Genomic DNA, 20,484 nt, shown 5'->3' with positions numbered 1-20,484 from the left:
AACGCCTCGCAGTCGATCCGCCCTGCGCGTATAGAGGTTCTGCGCCGCCTGCCATTCTTATGTGCGCGGCACTCTGGTGATGGTTCCGCCGCCGATCACGCGCTCGCCATCATACAGAACGAGCGCCTGTCCGAGTGTAAGCGCCCTCTGCGGTTCGTCAAAGGTAAATGAAACACCGCCGTCATCCAGAACGACTGCTGTGCCGGCAGCCTCCACGGCACGGTAGCGTGGCTTCGCCGTTGCGCGAAGCACTGTACCGGGTGCCGGGCGCTTCTGTCCGGCACAACCCCCGGCGTCCTGCTGTTCTGTTCCGCTTTCGATGTCTTCGAAATGACAGGTTTTCTCCGCACCCGGCCACCAGATCCAGTTGAAATCCCCGGCCTCCAGGCGGCTGGAATACAGCCCGCTGTTCTCAGAGAGAATCACCTCGTTCTTCTCCATATCCTTGGCCTTGACATACATCGGATGAGGAAGCGCCAGTCCGAGCCCTTTTCGCTGTCCGATGGTATAACGGATCAGTCCTTTGTGCTCGCCCAGCACCCTTCCATCCTCGTCCACAAATCTGCCGTGCGGATAGGTATGCCCGGTCTGCCGCTCGATGAAATCTCCGTAGTCTCCATTCTGAACAAAGCAGATATCCTGCGAGTCCGGCTTCTGCGCGTTCACAAAGCCATATTCCTCCGCCGTCTGCCTTACCTGTTCCTTATCCCTGTAGCTTCCAAGCGGGAAAACGGTATGCGCGAGCTGATCCTGCGTCATCGCGTACAGCACATAGGTCTGATCCTTGGCCGGATTCTCCGACCTCAGAAGCTGCCACCTCCCGCTCTTTTCGTCGTAATGCGTCCTGGCGTAATGGCCGGTCACGATGGTATCGCAGGACAGCTCCCTCGCCCGGTCATACAGCTTGTCAAACTTCATATATCGATTGCAATCGATACACGGGTTCGGTGTTCCGCCTTCCTCATATGTCCGGATAAATTTATCGATGACCTTCGCCTGAAAATCATCCGCGAAGTTGAAGACATAGTACCGCATCCCCAGCCGCCCGGCAACGGCCCGCGCATCCTCCACGTCATCCAGGCTGCAGCAGGTATGCGTCCGGCACACCCCGATATCCTCATTTGAATAGAGTTTCATGGTGACACCAATGCACTTATATCCCCTCTTCAGCATCAGGGCTGCCGCGACGGAGGAATCCACCCCGCCGCTCATCGCAATCAGCGCTCTCTTCTCTGCATGCTCTTTCTCAGACATATCCCTCTCCTGTTGCCTGTCCGGACATCTCACGCTGTCCCCGTCCCGTTAACGCTGCGGCGGTATATACGATTCCGCCACCAGCACTGCCAGCGATCTTGGCTGCATGACAACCCGCTTCCAGGCCATCCCGCGCTCCTCCCCGGCCGTCGAGACAACCAGGTGCCAGCTCTTTCCCTCCGGCAGATCCGGAAGCTGGATCTCCACGCCTTCCCACCAGACATTCAGACAGACGCAGACAATGTCGTCATCTCTGGTGTTCTCGTCATACCCGGCATAGACCACATACATGGCCTTCGTATCCTTCGTAATCAGGGCGTTCCAGGGTGTCCCCGCATGAACGGATATGTTCGGAAAGCCGCACTTTGCAGCCTTCAAGTCCCTTCGGATGCAGTCATGCTGCTTCCGTAATGCGATCATTCCTTTTGTAAACTCCAGGATATCCCTGTTCTTGTCACAATAGTTCCAGTCCAGCCAGCTGATCTCATTGTCCTGGCAGTAGGCATTGTTGTTGCCGAACTGCGTGTTCGCAAACTCATCTCCTGCCAGAAACATCGGCGTCCCCCGGCTCATCAGAAGGATTCCCATCGCATTCTTCATCATCCGGGTACGGAGCTTCTCGATCTCCGGATTTGAAGACGGTCCTTCCTCGCCGCAGTTCCAGCTTCTGTTATCATCCGCGCCGTCCGAGTTGCCCCAGCCGTTTGCCTCATTGTGCTTGCCGTTGTACGCATACAGGTCGTACAGCGTAAAGCCGTCATGGCAGGTAATGAAATTGACGGACGAATTGTATCCGAGATATCCTCTCGGGCTCCTGCCCTGTTCCGCCGGCTTGTCCGAATACAGATCCGGAGACCCGATCATTCGCTTCGCCGCCTCCGGCGCCATCCAGATATCTCCCTTCAGATACGACCGGAGCGCGTCCCGGTACTTTCCGTTCCACTCTGCCCATCTGCTCCAGGCCGGAAAGCTTCCCACCTGGTACATGCCGCCCGCATCCCAGGCCTCCGCGATCAGCTTGACGCCGGACAGCAGCGGATCCCGAGCCAGACGGTACAGAAGCGGCGGATATTCCATCGGGGAACCATCCTCATTGCGTCCAAGGATGCTGGCCAGGTCGAATCTAAATCCATCGATATGGTAGTTGACCGTCCAGTACCTCAGGCATTCCACGATCAGCTCCTGGACAACCGGATGATTGCAGTTGACGGTGTTCCCGCAGCCGGAGAAATTGTAGTAATTTCCATCCGGCGTGAGCATATAGTAGATGTTGTTATCGAATCCCTTGAAGGATATGAAAGGCCCGTCTTCATTCCCCTCCGCGGTATGGTTGAACACCACATCCAGAATGACCTGGATGCCGGCCGCATGAAGATCACGGATCAGCGACCGCAGCTCATCCCCCTCGTGGTTGTACTCCTGCTCCGAGCAATAGCTCGTATTGGGAGCAAAATAGCTGACTGTGTTATATCCCCAGTAATCGATCAGTTCCTTTCCATCAAAGTGCCTGCAGTTCTGCATCTCGTCAAACTCGAAGATCGGCATCATCTCCACTGCCGTGATCCCGAGCCACTTCAGATACGGGATTTTTTCCCGGAGTCCCTGAAATGTACCTGGCGCCGTCACGCCGGCGCTCTTTCCCATCGTGAAGCCGCGCACATGGAGCTCATAGATCACCAGATCCTCCATCGGAACAGACTGGTGGTCATTGTCCCAGTCATAGGATGTCCGGACAACCCGCGCACGGTACTTCGGCACATCGTCCTTCTTCCCCCAGATCCGCTGCCCTGTCACGGCCTTCGCATAGATGTCGAGCAGCTCATGCTGCCGGTCGAACAGCAGTCCCTTCTCCGGGTTCCATGGTCCGTCCACTGAATATGAATACTCAAACCTGGAAATATCAAGGCCGAACACGACCATCGACCAGACTGATCCGATCCGATATGTCTTAGGAAACACGATCTCAGAGTATGGTTTCTCTTCTCCTCTGTGATACAGCAGCAGTGTCACGGCTGTTGCCCCGGCTGAATGGACCGTAAAGCTTACAGCTCCTTCATAGCCAAGCGGTACCGCTCCGTTACGGTCAAACAGGCCCGGGCATACCGGGTATCCGGACGCCGAATCAAGCGGGTGCAGTGTGACGCTCCTGGTATTCTGATCCTGATCCGCCATAACATCTCATCTCTTTCTTTTGTCTTGCCTAGTCAGTCTGTCACGACAGTATAGCACACAATCAGCAGATCCGCCCAGACCTCCTGTACAGCTTGTCCCAGCTTGTCCAGCCGGACAGAGCCGCTTTTCCGGAGCTCGACCCACCGGTTCCGGCGGCCGCCTTGTCCACTGCAGGAATTTCCTTCTCGATTCGGAAACTCCGCCGTCATCTTGTGCTCCGTAACCCGATGAAGAGAAACCGCCATCGCAAAAAGAAGCCCGGATGATGACTCACCCGGGTTTCTCTCATCTTCATGCTCAGCAGGGATCTCCCTCCTGTGCTGATCTGTCTTTCAAATTACAGCTTCGGTCCTGCAGCAACAAGTGCCTTGCCGGCCTCATTGTTCTCATACTTATGGAAGTTCTTGATGAACCTCTCAGCAAGATCCTTTGCCTTTGCATCCCAGTCAGCCGGGTTTGCATAGGTGTCACGCGGATCAAGGATCGCCGGATCAACACCCGGAAGCTCTGTCGGAACAACGAAATCGAAGTACGGGATCGTCTTGGTCGGAGCCTTCAGAGCAGCGCCGCTCTGGATCGCTGTGATGATTCCACGGGTATCCTTGATGGAGATACGCTTGCCGGTTCCGTTCCAGCCGGTGTTGACAAGGTATGCCTTTGCACCAGACTTCTCCATTCTCTTGACAAGCTCCTCTGCATACTTTGTCGGATGCAGCTCCAGGAATGCCTGTCCGAAGCAAGCGGAGAAGGTCGGGGTCGGCTCAGTGATACCGCGCTCGGTTCCTGCAAGCTTTGCAGTGAAGCCGGACAGGAAGTAGTACTTCGTCTGCTCAGCGTTCAGGATGGAAACCGGCGGAAGAACACCGAATGCATCAGCGGACAGGAAGATGACGTTCTCGCCTGCCGGGCCATGGGAAATCGGCTTTACGATCTTCTCGATGTGATAGATCGGGTAGGAGACACGGGTATTCTCGGTCACGCTCTTGTCAGCGAAATCAAGCTTTCCGGTCTTTTCATCAACCGTGACGTTCTCAAGAAGCGCATCTCTCTTGATTGCGCCGTAGATATCCGGCTCAGCGTCCTTGTCCAGGTTGATGACCTTTGCGTAGCAGCCGCCCTCGAAGTTGAAGACGCCGTTGTCATCCCATCCGTGCTCATCATCGCCGATCAGCAGTCTCTTCGGGTCGGTGGAAAGCGTGGTCTTGCCGGTTCCGGACAGACCGAAGAAGATGCAGGTGTGCTCGCCGTTCAGGTCTGTGTTTGCAGAGCAGTGCATGGAAGCAATGCCCTTCAGCGGCAGATAGTAGTTCATCATGGAGAACATACCCTTCTTCATCTCTCCGCCGTACCAGGTGTTGATGATAACCTGCTCACGGGAAGTAACGTTGAAGGCAACGCAGGTCTCGCTGCGGAGTCCCAGCTCCTTGTAGTTCTCAACCTTCGCCTTGGAAGCGTTGTAAATGACGAAATCCGGCTTGAAATCCTTCAGCTCTTCTTCCGTCGGTCTGATGAACATGTTCTTGACGAAATGAGCCTGCCACGCAACCTCGACGATAAAGCGGATTGCCATGCGGGTATCCTTGTTTGCGCCGCAGAAACCATCGACGACGAACAGTCTCTTTCCGGACAGTTCCTTCTTCGCGATCTCCTTGACAGTCGCCCAGGTCTCCTCGCTCATCGGATGGTTATCATTCGGATACTCCGGTGTGTTCCACCATACAGTGTTCTCGGACTGTGCATCCTTGACGATGTACTTGTCTTTCGGAGAACGTCCGGTGAAGATACCAGTCTTGACGTCAACTGCGCCAAGCTCACTCTCCACGCCTTTCTCAAAACCGGTAAGTCCCGGCTTGGTCTCCTCCTCAAAGAGCAGCTCGTAGGACGGGTTGTAAACAACCTCCTTGACATTCTCAATGCCATACTGAGACAGATCAATATTTGCCATTGCAGAACCTCTTTTCTTAAGACGATTACGTTTGCAGCATTCAGGGGCATCGTTTTCTGTCCCTGACCGACTGTATTATACAGAACAAAAGCCTATAAATCAACATCCTGCACCTTCTTTGATACAAAATACAAGACGGAACAAAACGAAGATTCCGTGGATATTCTGTGATTTCCAGCTGAAAATCAAAAGGCAGCGGTCTCCTGGTTCTGCCCCGGTGTGGTATAGTAACCTCAGCTACAGCATTTCACCTTGCAGGAAACCGCCGGGTGCACACAGGTATTCAGACAGACCCGCAGAGAAATGTACCTGTCCGTCTGATCATATGCAGGAGGATCGATATGGGAATCCGGGAACACGTCCAGCTCATGAAACAGTCAAGTCCGCAGATGGCAGCCTCTCCGCTCAGTCTCCGGGACCGGGCGCTCCAATCCGTGAAGGAGTCCCTTCTTCAGAATAAAGAAGCAATCTTCAGGGCCAATGAGGAGGATCTTTGCCGTGCCGATGCCCAGCAGATCGCTCCGGCTGTAAGAAAACGGCTGAAATTCGACGCGCACAAGCTTGCGGATGTCTGTGCCGGAATCGACAGTCTGCTTTCCCTCCCGGATCCGGTCGGCCGTGTCACCCTAAACCGGGAACTTGACGCTGGTCTCATTCTCCGCCGCGTGACCGTGCCGATCGGCGTGATCGGCATCATCTTTGAAGCCAGACCGGATGCTCTTGTCCAGATCAGCTGCCTCTGCATCAAGAGCGGGAACTGTGCTGTCCTGAAGGGCGGGAAGGAAACGGCCTCCACGAATAAAATTCTTTTCGACCTCATCCACCAGGCCGCCGTCTCCGCCGGGCTTCCGGAAAGCTGCCTGCTCCAGGCCTCCGCACACAGCGAGATTGATGAACTGCTGGAATGCGATGACTGCGTGGATCTGCTGATTCCGAGAGGCTCCAACCAGTTTGTCCGATATATTATGGAACACACAAGGATTCCGGTCATGGGGCACTCCGATGGCATCTGCAGCATTTATGTGGACGAGCATGCAGATTTCAGAAAAGCCATACCGATCCTCATCGATGCGAAAACGCAGTACACGGCGGCCTGCAACGCTGCAGAAACGCTGCTCGTCAATCGAAAGATTGCACCGACATTTCTCCCCCTTGCCGCGAAGGCACTCGCAGAGGCTGGTGTCCGGCTGAGAGGAACAGAGGAGGTCGCGCAGATTCTGCGAAGGCCAGTGAAAACGCTATGCGATTCCAGCCTTTCCTCAGGCCTTCCGGACGGCACCATCCACAGCGAAGATATCCTGCAGGACACCGATTTCCACAAAGAATATCTGGATCTCATCCTCGCTGTAAAATTGGTTGACTCTGTCGAGGAAGCCGCGGCGCACATCAACCGCTATGGCTCCCACCACACGGACTGCATCGTCACGGAGGATGATGCCGCCGGTGAAAAGTTCATGTCCCTTGTGGACTCCGCCGGCGTCTACCGCAACTGCTCGACCCGCTTTGCCGACGGGTTCCGCTACGGCTTCGGTGCCGAGGTCGGGATCTCGACCGGAAAACTCCACGCCCGCGGGCCGGTCGGTCTGGACGGGCTCGTCACATACAAATACCGGCTGTACGGCTCCGGCCAGATCGTCGGTGACTACGCTTCCGGCGCAAAGTCATTTCATTTCAAGGACCTGCCCCTGAGCTGAAACTGAGCACCATCCTGTATCCATCCAGGTCCAGCTTTTCAGACAGGACCGGAAAAGGCGGGGATTCGGACTGATCCGATCTCCCCGCCTTCTCAATATATCAAGCCTTTATTCTATATAAATATGGTGTAATACGGTGGTTTCCTGTCTCTGCTCAGTGCCCCTCCATGAAGCTGGTATCCTCCATCTTCTCCTTGTGGCGGATCGCCGTCGTCTGGAAGCAGAAGTAATCCGGGCGGTGCCGTGATTCCGTATACTCGAACATCACGCCCTCCGAGTTAAATGTCTGTCCGGTCACCACACCGAGGCAGTCATATCCGTTCAGCACCAGGTTTTCCTCATCAACCTGCGTGACCCGCTCGACGGTGATCTGGCGCTTGCTCATCACAATCTGCATGCCCAGCTGCTTCTCAATATACTGATAGATGGAATGAACGCAGATCTCCTTCGTCAGCCCCGGCACAAGACTCTTGTCAAGGACGCTGACATCAAAGATGCACGGTTCCCCGTCCAGCAGCCGGACACGCTGCACAAAGTAAAGCTCCTTCCCAACCGGAAAGCCCGTCCGCCTCGCGACATGATCATCCGCCGTAATTTCCGTGAACAGCACAAGCTTCGTTGTTGTCTTCAGGTTGTTCCGCTGTGCGGATTCCCGGAATGTTTCGATTCCGCCGATCAGGAAGGACGAGGGCTTTTCCGATCTGGTGTAAATGATGCGGACCCCTCTCCCATGCATCGGCTGAACGTATCCTTCCTCCGCCAGCATGGCAATCGCCCTGCGGACGGTATTTCTGCTGCAGCTGAACCGGATGATCAGCTGGTTTTCGGACGGCATCAGGGATTGATACGGCAGTTTCTCGCTCTCTATGTCAGACTTCAGTTCCCGGTATATGGCTTCAAACTTGGATTTTGGCATCGGCACGCTCCCCCTTGCGGAAAGGATTGTTTAAACATATCTCTTTTTATTTTATACACGAAGCGGAAGATCGTCAAGCCACTCTTCCCTTGTCATCACATTTACAGTCTCCTCCCGGACTTCTCCAAGGAGCTTCACCTCCGCCTTCCCGTTTACATGGTGATAATGAAATCCCAGCCGCTTCTGCGTCGCGGCTGACCGTTCATTTCCGCGGTAGAAGCCGCACCAGATTCTGGAAAGATTCAGATCCCGGAATCCATGGGCGATCACAGCCTGCGCCGCCTCGGTCATCAGACCGGCTCCCCAGTATTTCTCACCGAGCCAGTAGCCAAGTTCCGCCTCAAACTGAACCCCCGGCTGCACCTCTCCGCTCTCCGGCATGGTACAGACTAGCGGGCTTTTTGTCCTACGCTCGTCGTAGAAGGTCAGCAGGCTTCCGTTTTCATCAGCGAGGCGGAAGTTCTGAAGCGCGACAGCGCCGACCGGATCGGCGGTATCGCGCAGAACAATCGCATAGGCCTCCGGCCTGCTCAAAACGTTGCGGATGACTCCCAGACTCTCCTGCGGGCTTTTGTGCGGCGGCCAGCCGGCAGGAAGGCCGATCGCCGGATTTTTCGCCTGCTCATAGAGGGAACAAGCGTCCCGCTCCAGAAATGGCCTCAGTATCAGCCTTTCCGTGACCAGACAATTGTGCTCATTCAGGGAAGCGCGGATCAGATCCCCCTTCCTGTAAACCAGCTTCAGGGAGAAGAACGGCACCTCAGGCTCCGCAAAAATAAGCGACAGGAAGATCCGGTCGCCTGCCCAGTGCGGAATCCGGGTCAGACGATCCTTTGGCAGCCAGGCCAGATCCCCCTCCTCAAAAGAGATGACTTCGCCATCCGCGCTTTGTCCGGCATCGCCGGGCTGATTTTCTCCTGCTTTATGAAATGCCGTCACCAGAAACAGATGCATGAACTCTGTCTCCGCGTCATCGTTCTGGAATGTCACGATTCCGCAATAGCGATACCGGTCGATATGAAGTCCGGTTTCCTCCAGCACCTCTCTCCGCATACAGTCCTCGGGGCACTCCCCCTGCTCAAACTTACCGCCGACGCCAATCCATTTCCCATGGTTCTCGTCGTTCTCCTTGCGGATCCGGTGCAGCATCAGCACCTTCTCATCCTTCACGATATAGACAAGGGATGTTTCTCTCATTGCTCTCTCCAATCTCTCCATTCAGAAGCCGTTTCAGTCCGTATCCGCTTCGGTCACCGGTATGTGTTTCTTCACCTGCCATGTCAAATTCATGGAATTTCGCATTTGAAAAAGGTCAAAGTTCTGCATTGACAACCTATATACTGTCCCATAAGATACCACTGTTTTACCAAAGAAAGAAGACCACATTCAAGACCGCATCCGGAAGGGAAGACTGTGGGGAACATTCTGCAGCATGCGAGGGGGATCAGACTTATGCAGACAAACATGACAAAAGGGAATCCTTTTTCCATCATCATCCGGTTTATGCTTCCGCTCATGCTCGGGAATATATTTCAGCAGCTCTACAACATGGCAGACACCATCATTGTCGGACGGACCGTCGGGCAGACCGCCCTGGCCGCAGTCGGCTCCACCGGCACCATCATGTTTCTGATGCAGGGATTCGCGATCGGCCTGACGACCGGCTTCACCGTCCTGACCAGTCAGACCTTCGGTGCCGGGGATGAACGGCGTACCCGCCGCTCGGTGGCGAATGCGGTTCTGCTTGCCCTGATCACGGCTGCCACTGTCACCGCCATTTTTGTTGTCTTCATGAAACAGATTCTGCATCTCATGAATACGCCGTCCGACATCTTTGAGGACGCCTACAGCTACATCTACACAATCGCGTGGGGACTTATCTGCTGCGTCTTCTACAATCTCGGCAGCTCACTGCTGCGCGCGGTCGGAAACAGCAAGATTCCGCTTTTCACCCTGCTGTTCTCCGCTGTTCTGAACGTATTCCTGGATCTTCTGCTCATCCTCGTCTTCCACATGGGGACCCGCGGCGCCGCCGTCGCGACCAACATTTCCCAGGCCATCTCTGCTGCCCTCTGCTTCCTCTACATCAGCAGGAAGGAAAAGCTCTTGATCCCGCACAGGGAAGAATGGTACATCGGCAGGACTGATACAGCCTTCCAGCTCCATGTCGGGCTGCCGATGGCGCTCCAGTTCGCCATCACAGCCTCCGGGACCATGATTCAGCAGTCCGCAATCAACACCTTCGGATCGACCGCCGTAGCTTCATTTACATCGGCTTCGAAGTTCCAGAATATCATGACGCAGAGCATGGTCTCGATGGGGCAGACCATGGCCACCTACAGCGGACAGAACTATGGCGCAGGACGGATTGACCGCATCCACCAGGGTGTCCGGACTGCCGCTCTCTTCTCCGCTGCGCTCTCCGTTGTCGAAGGCCTCATCGTCTGGTTCCTCACTCCGTATACACTCGGTCTGTTCTTCAACAGTCAGACCAATATTCAGGAGCTTCTGCCCTGGGCAACACCGTACATCGGCGCCTGTGTGCTCTGCTATATTCCGCTCTCCCTGCTGTTCATCTTCCGCAATACGATGCAGGGCTGCGGCTACGGTCTGCTCCCGATGCTGGGCGGCGCAATGGAGCTGGCTGCCCGTCTGGTTGCCTCCCTGCTGGCCATCCACACAGGTATTTATCTGTTCGCTGCCGTCAGCGATCCCAGCGCCTGGGTTGCCGCCGGCGTCTACACCGGACTGGCATACCTGTATGTCATGAAGGATATCCAATCAAAAAGAGCAGATTGACTCTTCCCTGCTCGATACGGTGACTTAGCCTTCATCTCGCTCCGCACTCGATGATGAGCAGTCGACTTCATAAAAAAACAGGCTGGGCTCCAAAGAGCCTCGGCCTGAGGGCAGCGCCTGCTATTCTCTTTATTCTTCTGAGAAGTCTGTATCCATCGCGGCTGTCACATGATAGTCCGGGAAGGCTTCTCTGGCCTTTCTCAGCATATCCTGATAGAGCTTCCCGCGGTCCTTCTCATTGAAACTGACAACCATATCAAAGCGCATCGCCTTCTTCTCTTTCTCGACATAGAAACCATGCACCTGAAGCACATTGGGGTTCTCCTTAAGAATGCTGACAAGCTTATCACGCATCTGCGTGACCTCCAGATCCTTGGTATTGTAAGAATACACACTGATAGCGGTCAGCAGTACGCCCTCCTTTTGATAGACCTTTGCTGTAATTGCCCTTGTCAGACTGTCTATTTCGTCTGCGTTCAACGTATCGCACACTTCGACATGAATCGATCCATTATAGACATCCGGTCCATAGTTGTTGAGGACCAGATCGTACGCTCCCCGGACCTCCGGAAATGAACAGACATCGGCTTTGATTTTTCTTGCGAGATCCGCGCTCGCTTCCTCCCCCAGGATTTCCGAGAGGGTTTCCCGCAGCATGTCAATTCCGGACTTGATGATCACAGCGGAAATTGCCGCGCCGAGCCAGGCCTCCAGCGAGACGTTCGTTGTCAGATAGATGGCCGCAGCCGCCAGTGTCGAGGCAGAGATCACGGAATCCATGATGGCGTCCTGCCCGGAGTTGACCAGCGAATCGGAGTTGACCCTCTTGCCAGTCGCCTTCACAAACCGTCCAAGCACAATCTTCACAAGCACTGCCACCGCGACAATCACGAGCGTCACAGCCGTGTACTCCGGCGTCTGCGGATGGATGATCTTTTTAACGGACTCCTGAAGCGATGTGATGCCGGCGTACAGCACGATCAGAGAGATCACCATCGCGCTCAGATACTCCATCCGGCCATAGCCGAACGGGTGCTTCTTGTCTGCCGGCCGTCCCGCCAGCTTCGTCCCGACAATCGTAATGATCGAGGATGCCGCATCGCTCAGGTTGTTCACAGCATCCATCACGATGGCAACAGATCCGGATGCCGCCCCCACAACCGCCTTGAAGCCTGCCAGCAGGACATTGGCAAAAATCCCGATCAGGCTGGTCCTGACAATTGTCCGGCCTCTCTTCTCGCTTTCATTCTTCTCCTCGTCAGACTCCGCCGCGAGTCTGGACTCCTTCAATGATACTGACACAATCATTCCTCCTCTCTTGTCCGCCTGCAGCTCTGCCCGTCTTTCACAGTCTCAGCGGCGAAAAAAGCAAGTCCCTGCCAATCGGCGTGTAGAACAGTTCACGGAACTTGTCCGCATCCTTCGTCTGTCCAAGCGCCCACATCGTCTTCGTCACGCAGGCCTCCAGTGTCATGTCGTAGGATTCCGGAAGATCGAACCGACTCTTCATCGTCTTTCCGACCTCATACACCGACATGTCACTGCCCTCATGGACAACCTGTGTTGCCATGATGACCTGCTTCCCATCCGCGATGTATCTGGAGATGGCATCCGCGTAGCTGACCGGCGCATCCTCGCCGGGAACACACGCCGTTCCGCCTTCTGCCTGCGCATCCGGCAAAGTGCCACCCTGCGCCGGCGTGCAGTTCGGCAGTCCCCCGACGCCAAAAGACTCGATGATCACAGCGTCCGTACGGCTCCGCATCAGGTCGATCAGGCTGCCGTCCTCCCCAGGAATCAGTTTATGCAGCATGACGCGTCTGTCAAGCTTGTGATAAACCTTCAGTGGCCTTGTAATCATGAACTTGTCATCGATGTAGAAGGCAATCCGGTCATCCTGAATCACCGCAATGGTCGGATAGTTGATGCTGGAGAATGCATTATAGCTCTTTGAGCGCTCCTTCTTTGCCCTTGTCCCGGCGATCACCTGACCGCCAAACACAATGTTGACCCCGCAGGCACGCTCATCACAGACAAACCGAAGACTGTCCAGAAGATTCGTCCTGGCGTCCGTGACCGCCAGGTCAATCGGCTTCTGCGCACCGGTAATCACAATCGGCTTGCGGCTGTTCTGAACCAGGTAGGAAAGTGCGGCAGCCGTGTACGCCATTGTGTCTGTCCCATGACAGATCACAAACCCGTCGTAATGATCGTATTTTTTCTCAATCAGATCCGAAAGGATCAGCCACTGATCCGGTCCGACATTGGTCGAGTCCAGAAAGAACGGCTGAACCGTCTCGATCCGGCAGAACGCACCCGCTGCCGGAATATAGGTCAGAAGCTCCTTTGCCGTGATCGCCGGACTGAGTCCGTCCTTCGTATATTTGGAAGCAATGGTGCCTCCGGTCGCAATCAGAAGAATATGCTTCATTTGGAAATTCCCTCTCGTCATCTGCCTGTTTCCCGGATCGTCCGAAGCAGCTGTCTCTCTTCATCTGTCAGCTCTTCCGTCTCAAGCATGTGCCGTTCCCGCTCTGACAGTCCTCTCCTTCTGAGCAAATCCGGTCTCCGCCTCAGGGTCCTGATCAGCGACTGTCTCAGCCGCCACGCCTCTATCCTCTGATGATCCCCTGTCAGCAGCGCTTCCGGAACCGGCTCCCCTTCCACAACCAGAGGCTTTGTGTACTGCGGATACTCCAGCAGGCCTTCCTCAAATGACTCTCTCTGCGTGCTCTCTTTCCTGAGAACCCCGTCCAGCAGCCGGATCACAGAATCCATTACAACCTTCGCCGGAAGCTCACCCCCGGTCAGAATATAGTCTCCGATGGAGATCTCTTCGTCGGCATGACGCATGACACGCTCGTCAATGCCCTCATAATGCCCGCAGATCAGAATCAGGTGCTCCTTCTCCGCCAGCCTTCTGGCAGTCTGCTGACTGTACAGCCGCCCTGCCGGTGTCATGACACAGACATACCCTTCCGCGTCTTCTGTCAGATCCTCCGCCCGCCCGTTGCCTTTCTGTACAGCCATCAGCGCATCCAGAATGGGCTGTGCCCGCATGACCATGCCGGCGCCGCCTCCATATGTATCATCATCGATATGTCTGAAGCTTCCGCCCGCAAACCTTCGGATGTCGACAATCTCAATCGAAGCAGTCCCGCGGCTGACCGCCCTCGCGATCACCGGCTCCCTCAGGAACCCGTCAAACATCTCCGGGAAAATTGTCAGTACCGATATCTTCATATCCGTCCGCTCAGGAATGATGTCCGTGCCGCGGCGTATAGAAGATCAGCGCCTCCACCGCCCAGGCAGCGATGTCCAGTATGATCATCCAGGCAAGAAATTTCCACATAAAGCCATCTCCTTCTTCTCATGAGCTATCACACATATGAGATCTGTCCATCGGGCGCTTCGACCGTCGTTCAGAGCGAGTCTCCGGCACCCGCCAGCTTTCCATTTCTCCCCCACGTCAGGCAGAAATACAGCACCAGCAGGATGCCGGTCGGCACCCAGCTCACCGGATAGCTCCACATCAGGGTGGAGAACTGCGGCCAGACCCGCGTCGCGATCAGAACCCACAGAACCCGCAGCACGCAGATCCCCGATACACAGATGACCATCGGTGCAAATGAATCTCCCAGGCCTCTCAGCACATCCGAAAAGATTTCAATCGCAATAAAGGTCACGTAGCATGGAACGAAGAAGTGCATCATCATCCTTCCAAGTCCGATGACGGTCCGGTCCGTCGTGAACAGCCCGATCAGGATATCTGCCATGAACCAGAGTATCAGAGAGAGCGAGATCGTAATGATCGTATCGATGATCAGCGATTCACGAATGCACCTGCGGACGCGTTTCATCTTTCCGGCTCCATAATTCTGCCCGATGAAGGTCGTCACAGCCACACCGAACGAATTGCTGGTCATCCAGAAAACCTGGTCCGCCTTGCCGCAGGCCGCCCAGGCTGCCACATAATTCGTTCCGAACCCGTTGACAGCCGCCTGCAGAATGACATTCGTGATCGAGTATGACAGTGACTGCACCATCGCAGGAATCCCGATCTGCAGAATCCGGGTCATCTGGCGTCTGTTGATCCGGATCTCCCGAAGCCGGACGCCATAGCTCTCCCGGCTCTTCATTAGGCACTGCATCACCAGGATCGCCGAGAGGAGCTGGCAGAGAATCGTCGCCAGAGCAGCCCCGAACACGCCCATTTTCAATCCCGCAACAAACAGAAGATCGAGTCCGATGTTTGCAAGGCAGGACACAATCAGGTAGTACAACGGCCGCTTTGAATCGCCGATTGCCCGGAGAATCCCGGCGCCCATGTTGTAGATCAGGTTCGGCACCATCCCGGCAAAATAGATCTGCATGTAGATTCTGGAGTCTGCAAATGAATCTGCCGGCGTATTCATGCCCTTCAGCATGGGGTCCGCCAGCAGGATCCCTGCCACCATAAATACTGCGCCGAATAACACAGACATCGCAATCGAGGTATGAACCGACGCTGATACCTTCTCATCATCCCTAGCCCCGAAGTACTGAGCAATGACGACGGACGCACCTGAAGCCAGCCCCAGAAAAGCGCCGACAATCACATTGACGATCTGCGATGCCGCGCCTCCGATCGCTGACAGGGCGACCGTCCCGACAAACCGACCGACAATCACCGCGTCGGTCGTATTATACAGCATCTGAAAGAATGTGCCGAACAGCAGCGGGAAGAAAAAGATCAGAAGCTGCTGCCAGATCACGCCCTGCGTGATGCCATTGTATTGTTGCGTCTCATCCTGTCTGCGCACTTGTCCCCTCATACTCAACCGGCACCCCTTTGTGCCGCTCCTTCAACTTTCAGACATCCCGTGCGTTTCTGTTTCACAGCTCCGCGTATGTCAGATCTATATCCAGCAGCTTCCACATCCCATCCTGAAGTTCCGCGATGCTCACGGAACAGTTCTGCGGGACCTTTTCCCGCCAGAAATCCCTCAGAGGTACCGGATCAATGTTCATCAGCAGTGCTCTGCTGGCACAGCCATGTGTCGATACCAGCAGATTGAAAGGCTTTCCTTCATCATTCTGGTACTGCTTTGCAATGTCCCTCAGGAAAGCGCCCGTCCGCTCAATCACTTCGCTGTACGTCTCCGCACCCTCCGGAACTCTGGCCAGCTCGGGCGACCGGAAAAACACAAACGCCTCCGGATCCGCCTTCGGAAACCTGGGGTCATCGATCATGCAATGCCCCTCCCATGGGCCGAGATCCACCTCCGCAATCCGCTCATCCAGTGCGATCGGAACCGCCTGTCTCATACCCTCCCAGTGCTTCTGCGCGTGGCCTGAGGCCGCTCCGGCAGGCTCCACGCCCAGCACCAACTCTGCCGTCCGCCTTGCCCGGTCAAGCGGGCTTGATACACAGGCATCAAAAAAGAGACCGGCTCTCCGCATCCCCTCTCCTGTCATGCGCGCAAGTGCTTCTCCCTTGTCGTCAAGCGGAATATCCGACCGTCCCTGAAGACGTTTGAGCTTGTTCCATTCCGTCTCGCCATGTCTCAGTATGTATATCTTCATTCCGCCTGCTCCCTGCCCATTCCTCTGTCATTCCTGATATCCCACTGATTGTAGACGACCCATACAGAAGAGTCAATCCGCTCCCCGATATACAGCCCGTACAGAAGAGTCAATCTGCTCCCTTATATACAGCCCTTGCAGAATCTCATAGGATCTCGTAGAAGCTGATCCCACTGCAGGTCCGCAGAATGGCCATGATTTTCTCCCTGTCCCGGAAGGACGGAAGCTGCATTTCTGAAACGGATTGTTCTCCCACTGCAAGACCGCACAGAATTTGAATCAATCCAGGGCATCATCAGGTCGGCTTTTCCAGGCACCCGTCTCATCCGTCAGTTCTCTGTGGTGTTGCCCTTCAGAATCTTCGGAAAACGAACAAGAAAGATCAGCATGCAGATTACAGCTGCCGTCGCGTCTGCCACTGCCTCCGCCGTAAAGACACCCATGACCCCCATGAAATGAGGCAGGATCAGAGCCAGCGGGACCAGCAGGAAGATCTTCCGCAGAAATGCGATGAACAGTGAGATCTTCGCCTCATTCAGCGCCACAAATGTATTCTGGCAGGCTCTCTGCATGCCGAAGATGCCCATCCCGGCTACGAAGACCGGCATTGTCCGCCTGACCGTCTCGATCAGCTTCGCGTCCGCTGTAAAGATCCTCGCATAAAAGGCAGGGAAGACCATCATGGTCAGAACCAGGGCAAGACCGTAGAAAAGATTCACACTCCATGACACACGGAAGGCCTTCCGGACTCTGTCATTGTTTCGTCTGCCGAAATTGTAGCTGATCACCGGCGTACATCCCTGCGAGAATCCATTCAGCGGAACACCAACAATCTGCATGCAGCTCTGCATGACGGAAAGCGCGCTCACGTAGATATCCCCGAATTTCGAGAGGGTCCCGTTCAGGACAAACCCGATGATGCTTTCCGTACTCGCCATGACAAACGGTGAAACGCCCAGCGCCAGCATCTGCTTCAGCACTGCCCCGTCCGGCTTCATCGCCTCTCTCTTCAGCCTCAGCGAAGCTTTCCCGGAAAAGAGAAAGCCAAGCACCATAAAGCCACTCACCACCTGGGATATCACCGATGCCAGCGCCGCACCGGCCACCCCCATCCGGAAGGTAAATATGAACAGCGGATCCAGCCCGATATTTAGTCCGGCTCCGACCAGCGTCGATACCATCGCGAAGCCCGGACGCCCCTGTGCATTGATGAACATTGTCAGACCGGCCGTCACCATCACGAAGAACGTACCGGTCAGGTAAACCGCAAAATAACTGACCGCGTATCCCAGCGTCCTGTCCGACGCCCCTGTCAGGATCAGCAGCGGTTTCATGAAGACCGCCATCAGGACCGTCAGGATGACCGTGAAAAACAAATCCAGCGTAAAGCCGTTGCCCAGAATCCTCTCAGCCAGCCGTCTGTCCCCGCGCCCCAGCGCCATCGACGCAAGCGGAGCTCCGCCGCCTCCAGCAAATGAAGCAAACGCAGAGATCAAAATGATCAGGGTGCTGCAGATTCCCACGCCGGCCAGCGCGTCCGCACCATGCCCGGCGATATGGCCGATGTAAATTCGGTCGACAATATTATATAGAAGGTTCACGAACTGGGCCACAACAGCCGGAAGTGCCATCTGAAAGATCAGCTTCGTCACCGGCTCCGTTCCCATCCGCTCTTCATAACCGGTCCCCATATCCACTGCTGTCCCCATCCTTTCAATCTAAGATCATCATGATTAAGCCATGTCCTGATTTGATTGTAATCTCCCGCTTTTCGGCTTGTCAATCTGATGAAAGCTCCCGGGGTATGATTGAATCAGCGCCCCTTAGATGGTATGATCCAAGCCGTGGACAGACAACTGGCTGCAAAACAGTCATCTGTCAGCCTCCCCGGGCTTCAGGTGATCCGTTTTCCACAATCGAACAGGCAGCAAGTGAAATCAGTGTTGGGAAAAATCAATGCAGGCGCAGCGAAACAGCAGGAGGAATGGACCTTGAAGACTTCCGGGTCAGAGATGAAAAACAACAGGGAAATGGATATGCTGAGCGGCAGTATCTTCCGCAAGCTCTGCGCGATCGCGATCCCGATCTGCCTGTCCAGCATCCTGCAGCAGCTGTTTAATGCCTCGGACACAGCAGTTGTCGGAAATTTTTCATCCAGCCAGGCAATGGCAGCCGTCGGCACCAACGCGCCGGTGATCAACGTGGTTGTGACCTTTTTCAGCGGTCTGTCCATCGGTTCCAATGTCATGCTGTCCAGCTTCATCGGCTCCGGCAACCGTGACAAGGTCAACGAAGCCCTTCACACCAGCTTCATGGTCGCCCTGATCAGCGGACTTCTCATGCTTGTGCTCGGTCAGGTGATCGCACAGCCTGTTCTGACACTCCTCGGCACGCCTGAGGATGTCATGGGCATGGCCGTCACTTACCTGCGGATCTATTTTCTCGGGATGCCCTTTCTGATGATCTATGACTTCGGAAGCTCCATCCTGCGCGCGATCGGGGACACCCGGAGACCACTGTTGTATCTGACCTGTTCTGGCATCCTGAACGTTTTTCTGAATCTCTTCTTCGTGATTGTACTGCACAGAAATGCAGACGGCGTTGCCATCGCCACAACCATCAGCAATGCAGTGAGCGCTTTCCTTATCCTGCGTGCACTCATCCGTGAAAAGGGGATGCTGCATCTCGAACTGAGGCATCTTCAGCTTAAAACGCCCTATCTGAAGAAAATCCTATGGATTGGCGGCCCGGCGGGACTTCAGGGAATGATCTTCTCCGTCTCCAACGTGGTGATACAGTCCGCCATCAACCATTTTGGCTCCGCCTGCATCGCCGGGAACTCTGCAGCTCTGAATTTTGAATACATCAGCTATTTTGTTGTCAACGGCTTCGCACAGGCCGTCATGACCTTTATCAGTCAGAACTATGCCGCCGGGAATTATGTGCTCTGCCGAAAAACAACGCGCACCGCCATGATCTGCTCCGTCGGTTTCTGCGCCATGGTATCCGTTTCCTTTTTCCTGCTGAAGGCCCCGCTTCTTCATCTCTTCTCACAACAGCCGGACGTGCTCCGCTATGCCTACGTTCGGATGACCTTCATCACACTCCTGGAACCAATGACCGCTTCGTACGAAATCACCGGCGCCAGCCTGCGTGGAATCGGACACTCCATGGCCCCCGCCCTGATCACGCTATTCGGATGCTGCGGCCTGCGGGTTGCCTTTATTGGAGCCATGCTGCAGCGCTTTACATCCTTCTACCAGGTGGTGCTCATCTATCCGGTCACCTGGATCGTGACCGGGAGCGCGATTATTGTGATGTACTTCATCTTTACAAGGAAAGAATACAGAAAACCCGAAACTCTTACGGTGCAAATTTGACACATGGAGGCTACCTCATGGTATCCGCCCGCCAGATCATTCCCAAACAGCGTTGAGAGGTGAGTATATTTGAAGATATTATTAAAGGCCCCGAATAATACTCAGGTAGTCTTGCCTTTGATCTAAGACAGCGTATACTGTCACAAGCTTCTTAGCATCATCAACCTTATAAAAAACAAGATCTTTTTCTAATATAAGCACCAGATATCCCTGGCGCTTTAATACGTTATATCTTGGTTCTGCACCGATGTATGGATGATCTCCCAAATTCATAATAGACTTTTCCAGATAATCCAGTTTCTCAAGTGCTACATCAGTTCCAAAGTTTTCCGCGACAAACAGAACGATCTTACGGATCATGGAATCGGCAGTATCTGTTCTTTCAACCTTATACTTCAAGCCTATCCCTCCTTAAGAATTCTTCGCAGATCATCGAAGGTATCCTTTATCGGAGCGACTCTGCCGAACTTTACATCCTCATCCGCTTCTGCAAGTATTTCCAGAAGTTCTATCCTTGCCTTCATTCTTTTATATTCTTCATAACCAAGAGAAACAGTGTCACCTCTTCCGTTTACTGTAATAATTACAGCCTCATTATTCTCGCGACACTGTTTTGATACCTCGTTATAATGATTTCTAAGGTCCGCTGATGGACGAATTGTTTCTTGAAGTGCATACATCGGGATCGCCTCCGTTTCTTTATAGACATATTATATCTTGATATGTCTATTTCAGCAACGCATAGATAAAAAACTACTA

The 20,484-nt window shown here is 54.5% G+C and carries 17 protein-coding genes; 3 read left to right on the top strand and 14 right to left on the bottom strand.

All coding sequences use genetic code 11. The features are described from left to right. Nucleotides 1-57: 57 nt before the first annotated feature. From mnmA to pckA, 4 genes are all read right to left on the bottom strand, one after another. A complete protein-coding gene (gene mnmA / locus FYJ35_RS08695; RefSeq protein ID WP_154525590.1) occupies nt 58-1,254 on the bottom strand; it encodes a tRNA 2-thiouridine(34) synthase MnmA in 1,197 nt (398 codons plus the stop codon). Nucleotides 1,255-1,302: 48 nt separating this feature from the next. Then, complete coding sequence (locus tag FYJ35_RS08690; protein WP_154525588.1) at nt 1,303-3,426, bottom strand: glycogen debranching protein; 2,124 nt, start codon at nt 3,424-3,426, stop codon at nt 1,303-1,305. A gap of 32 nt (nt 3,427-3,458) precedes the next feature. Continuing rightward, nucleotides 3,459-3,635, bottom strand: coding sequence for a hypothetical protein (locus FYJ35_RS08685; protein ID WP_154525586.1), 177 nt, complete (start codon nt 3,633-3,635; stop codon nt 3,459-3,461). 128 nt (nt 3,636-3,763) lie between these two features. Then, a complete protein-coding gene (pckA, locus tag FYJ35_RS08680; protein WP_154525584.1) occupies nt 3,764-5,371 on the bottom strand; it encodes a phosphoenolpyruvate carboxykinase (ATP) in 1,608 nt (535 codons plus the stop codon). Between the two features lie 341 nt (nt 5,372-5,712). On the opposite strand from pckA, the gene FYJ35_RS08675 reads away from it, so the two are divergent. Next, nucleotides 5,713-7,065: a glutamate-5-semialdehyde dehydrogenase gene (locus tag FYJ35_RS08675; RefSeq protein WP_154525582.1), complete on the top strand. Its 1,353-nt coding sequence runs from the start codon at nt 5,713-5,715 to the stop codon at nt 7,063-7,065. A 154-nt stretch (nt 7,066-7,219) separates the two neighbouring features. Here FYJ35_RS08675 and FYJ35_RS08670 read toward each other — a convergent pair whose 3' ends face one another. Both FYJ35_RS08670 and FYJ35_RS15005 read right to left on the bottom strand, forming a co-directional pair. Beyond that, entirely contained in the window at nt 7,220-7,981 is a 762-nt protein-coding gene (locus FYJ35_RS08670; protein WP_154525580.1) for a UTRA domain-containing protein, read from the bottom strand. Between the two features lie 51 nt (nt 7,982-8,032). Then, the gene (locus FYJ35_RS15005) at nt 8,033-9,178 is read right to left on the bottom strand and encodes a GNAT family N-acetyltransferase (RefSeq protein ID WP_205839782.1); all 1,146 of its coding nucleotides are present in this window, start codon (nt 9,176-9,178) and stop codon (nt 8,033-8,035) included. 255 nt (nt 9,179-9,433) lie between these two features. On the opposite strand from FYJ35_RS15005, the gene FYJ35_RS08655 reads away from it, so the two are divergent. Continuing rightward, nucleotides 9,434-10,780: an MATE family efflux transporter gene (locus FYJ35_RS08655; RefSeq protein ID WP_154525578.1), complete on the top strand. Its 1,347-nt coding sequence runs from the start codon at nt 9,434-9,436 to the stop codon at nt 10,778-10,780. Nucleotides 10,781-10,909: 129 nt separating this feature from the next. Here the strand turns inward: FYJ35_RS08655 and FYJ35_RS08650 are convergent, their stop codons facing one another. The 6 genes from FYJ35_RS08650 to FYJ35_RS08625 form a co-directional block, all read right to left on the bottom strand. Next, nucleotides 10,910-12,082 (bottom strand): cation diffusion facilitator family transporter, encoded by a 1,173-nt coding sequence (locus FYJ35_RS08650; RefSeq protein WP_277067456.1) that lies wholly within the window; start codon nt 12,080-12,082, stop codon nt 10,910-10,912. A gap of 43 nt (nt 12,083-12,125) precedes the next feature. Next, nucleotides 12,126-13,211, bottom strand: a complete 1,086-nt coding sequence (locus FYJ35_RS08645; RefSeq protein ID WP_235906470.1) for an asparaginase — start codon at nt 13,209-13,211, stop codon at nt 12,126-12,128. 17 nt (nt 13,212-13,228) lie between these two features. Beyond that, nucleotides 13,229-14,023 (bottom strand): tRNA (guanosine(37)-N1)-methyltransferase TrmD, encoded by a 795-nt coding sequence (gene trmD / locus FYJ35_RS08640; RefSeq protein ID WP_154525572.1) that lies wholly within the window; start codon nt 14,021-14,023, stop codon nt 13,229-13,231. Nucleotides 14,024-14,202: 179 nt separating this feature from the next. Continuing rightward, complete coding sequence (locus FYJ35_RS08635; protein ID WP_154525570.1) at nt 14,203-15,594, bottom strand: MATE family efflux transporter; 1,392 nt, start codon at nt 15,592-15,594, stop codon at nt 14,203-14,205. 61 nt (nt 15,595-15,655) lie between these two features. Continuing rightward, a complete protein-coding gene (locus FYJ35_RS08630; protein WP_154525568.1) occupies nt 15,656-16,345 on the bottom strand; it encodes a histidine phosphatase family protein in 690 nt (229 codons plus the stop codon). A gap of 329 nt (nt 16,346-16,674) precedes the next feature. After that, on the bottom strand, nt 16,675-18,036 hold the full coding sequence (locus FYJ35_RS08625; protein WP_154525566.1) for an MATE family efflux transporter: 1,362 nt from the start codon (nt 18,034-18,036) through the stop codon (nt 16,675-16,677). Nucleotides 18,037-18,336: 300 nt separating this feature from the next. Between FYJ35_RS08625 and FYJ35_RS08620 the strand changes: the two genes are divergently transcribed. Further along, nucleotides 18,337-19,725 carry an MATE family efflux transporter gene (locus FYJ35_RS08620; RefSeq protein ID WP_205839781.1) on the top strand — a complete coding sequence of 463 codons (1,389 nt, stop codon included), beginning with the start codon at nt 18,337-18,339 and terminating at the stop codon, nt 19,723-19,725. Nucleotides 19,726-19,806: 81 nt separating this feature from the next. Here FYJ35_RS08620 and FYJ35_RS08615 read toward each other — a convergent pair whose 3' ends face one another. Both FYJ35_RS08615 and FYJ35_RS08610 read right to left on the bottom strand, forming a co-directional pair. Continuing rightward, complete coding sequence (locus tag FYJ35_RS08615; RefSeq protein ID WP_154525564.1) at nt 19,807-20,124, bottom strand: type II toxin-antitoxin system RelE/ParE family toxin; 318 nt, start codon at nt 20,122-20,124, stop codon at nt 19,807-19,809. Nucleotides 20,125-20,126: 2 nt separating this feature from the next. Next, nucleotides 20,127-20,405: a type II toxin-antitoxin system Phd/YefM family antitoxin gene (locus tag FYJ35_RS08610; RefSeq protein ID WP_154525562.1), complete on the bottom strand. Its 279-nt coding sequence runs from the start codon at nt 20,403-20,405 to the stop codon at nt 20,127-20,129. Between the last annotated feature and the right edge of the window lie 79 nt (nt 20,406-20,484).

The organism is Porcincola intestinalis, assembly GCF_009696445.1.
Taxonomy (GTDB): Bacteria; Bacillota; Clostridia; order Lachnospirales; family Lachnospiraceae; genus Porcincola; species Porcincola intestinalis.
Note: the sequence above shows the minus strand (reverse complement) of the source record. Positions and strands in the feature narration are given on the sequence as shown.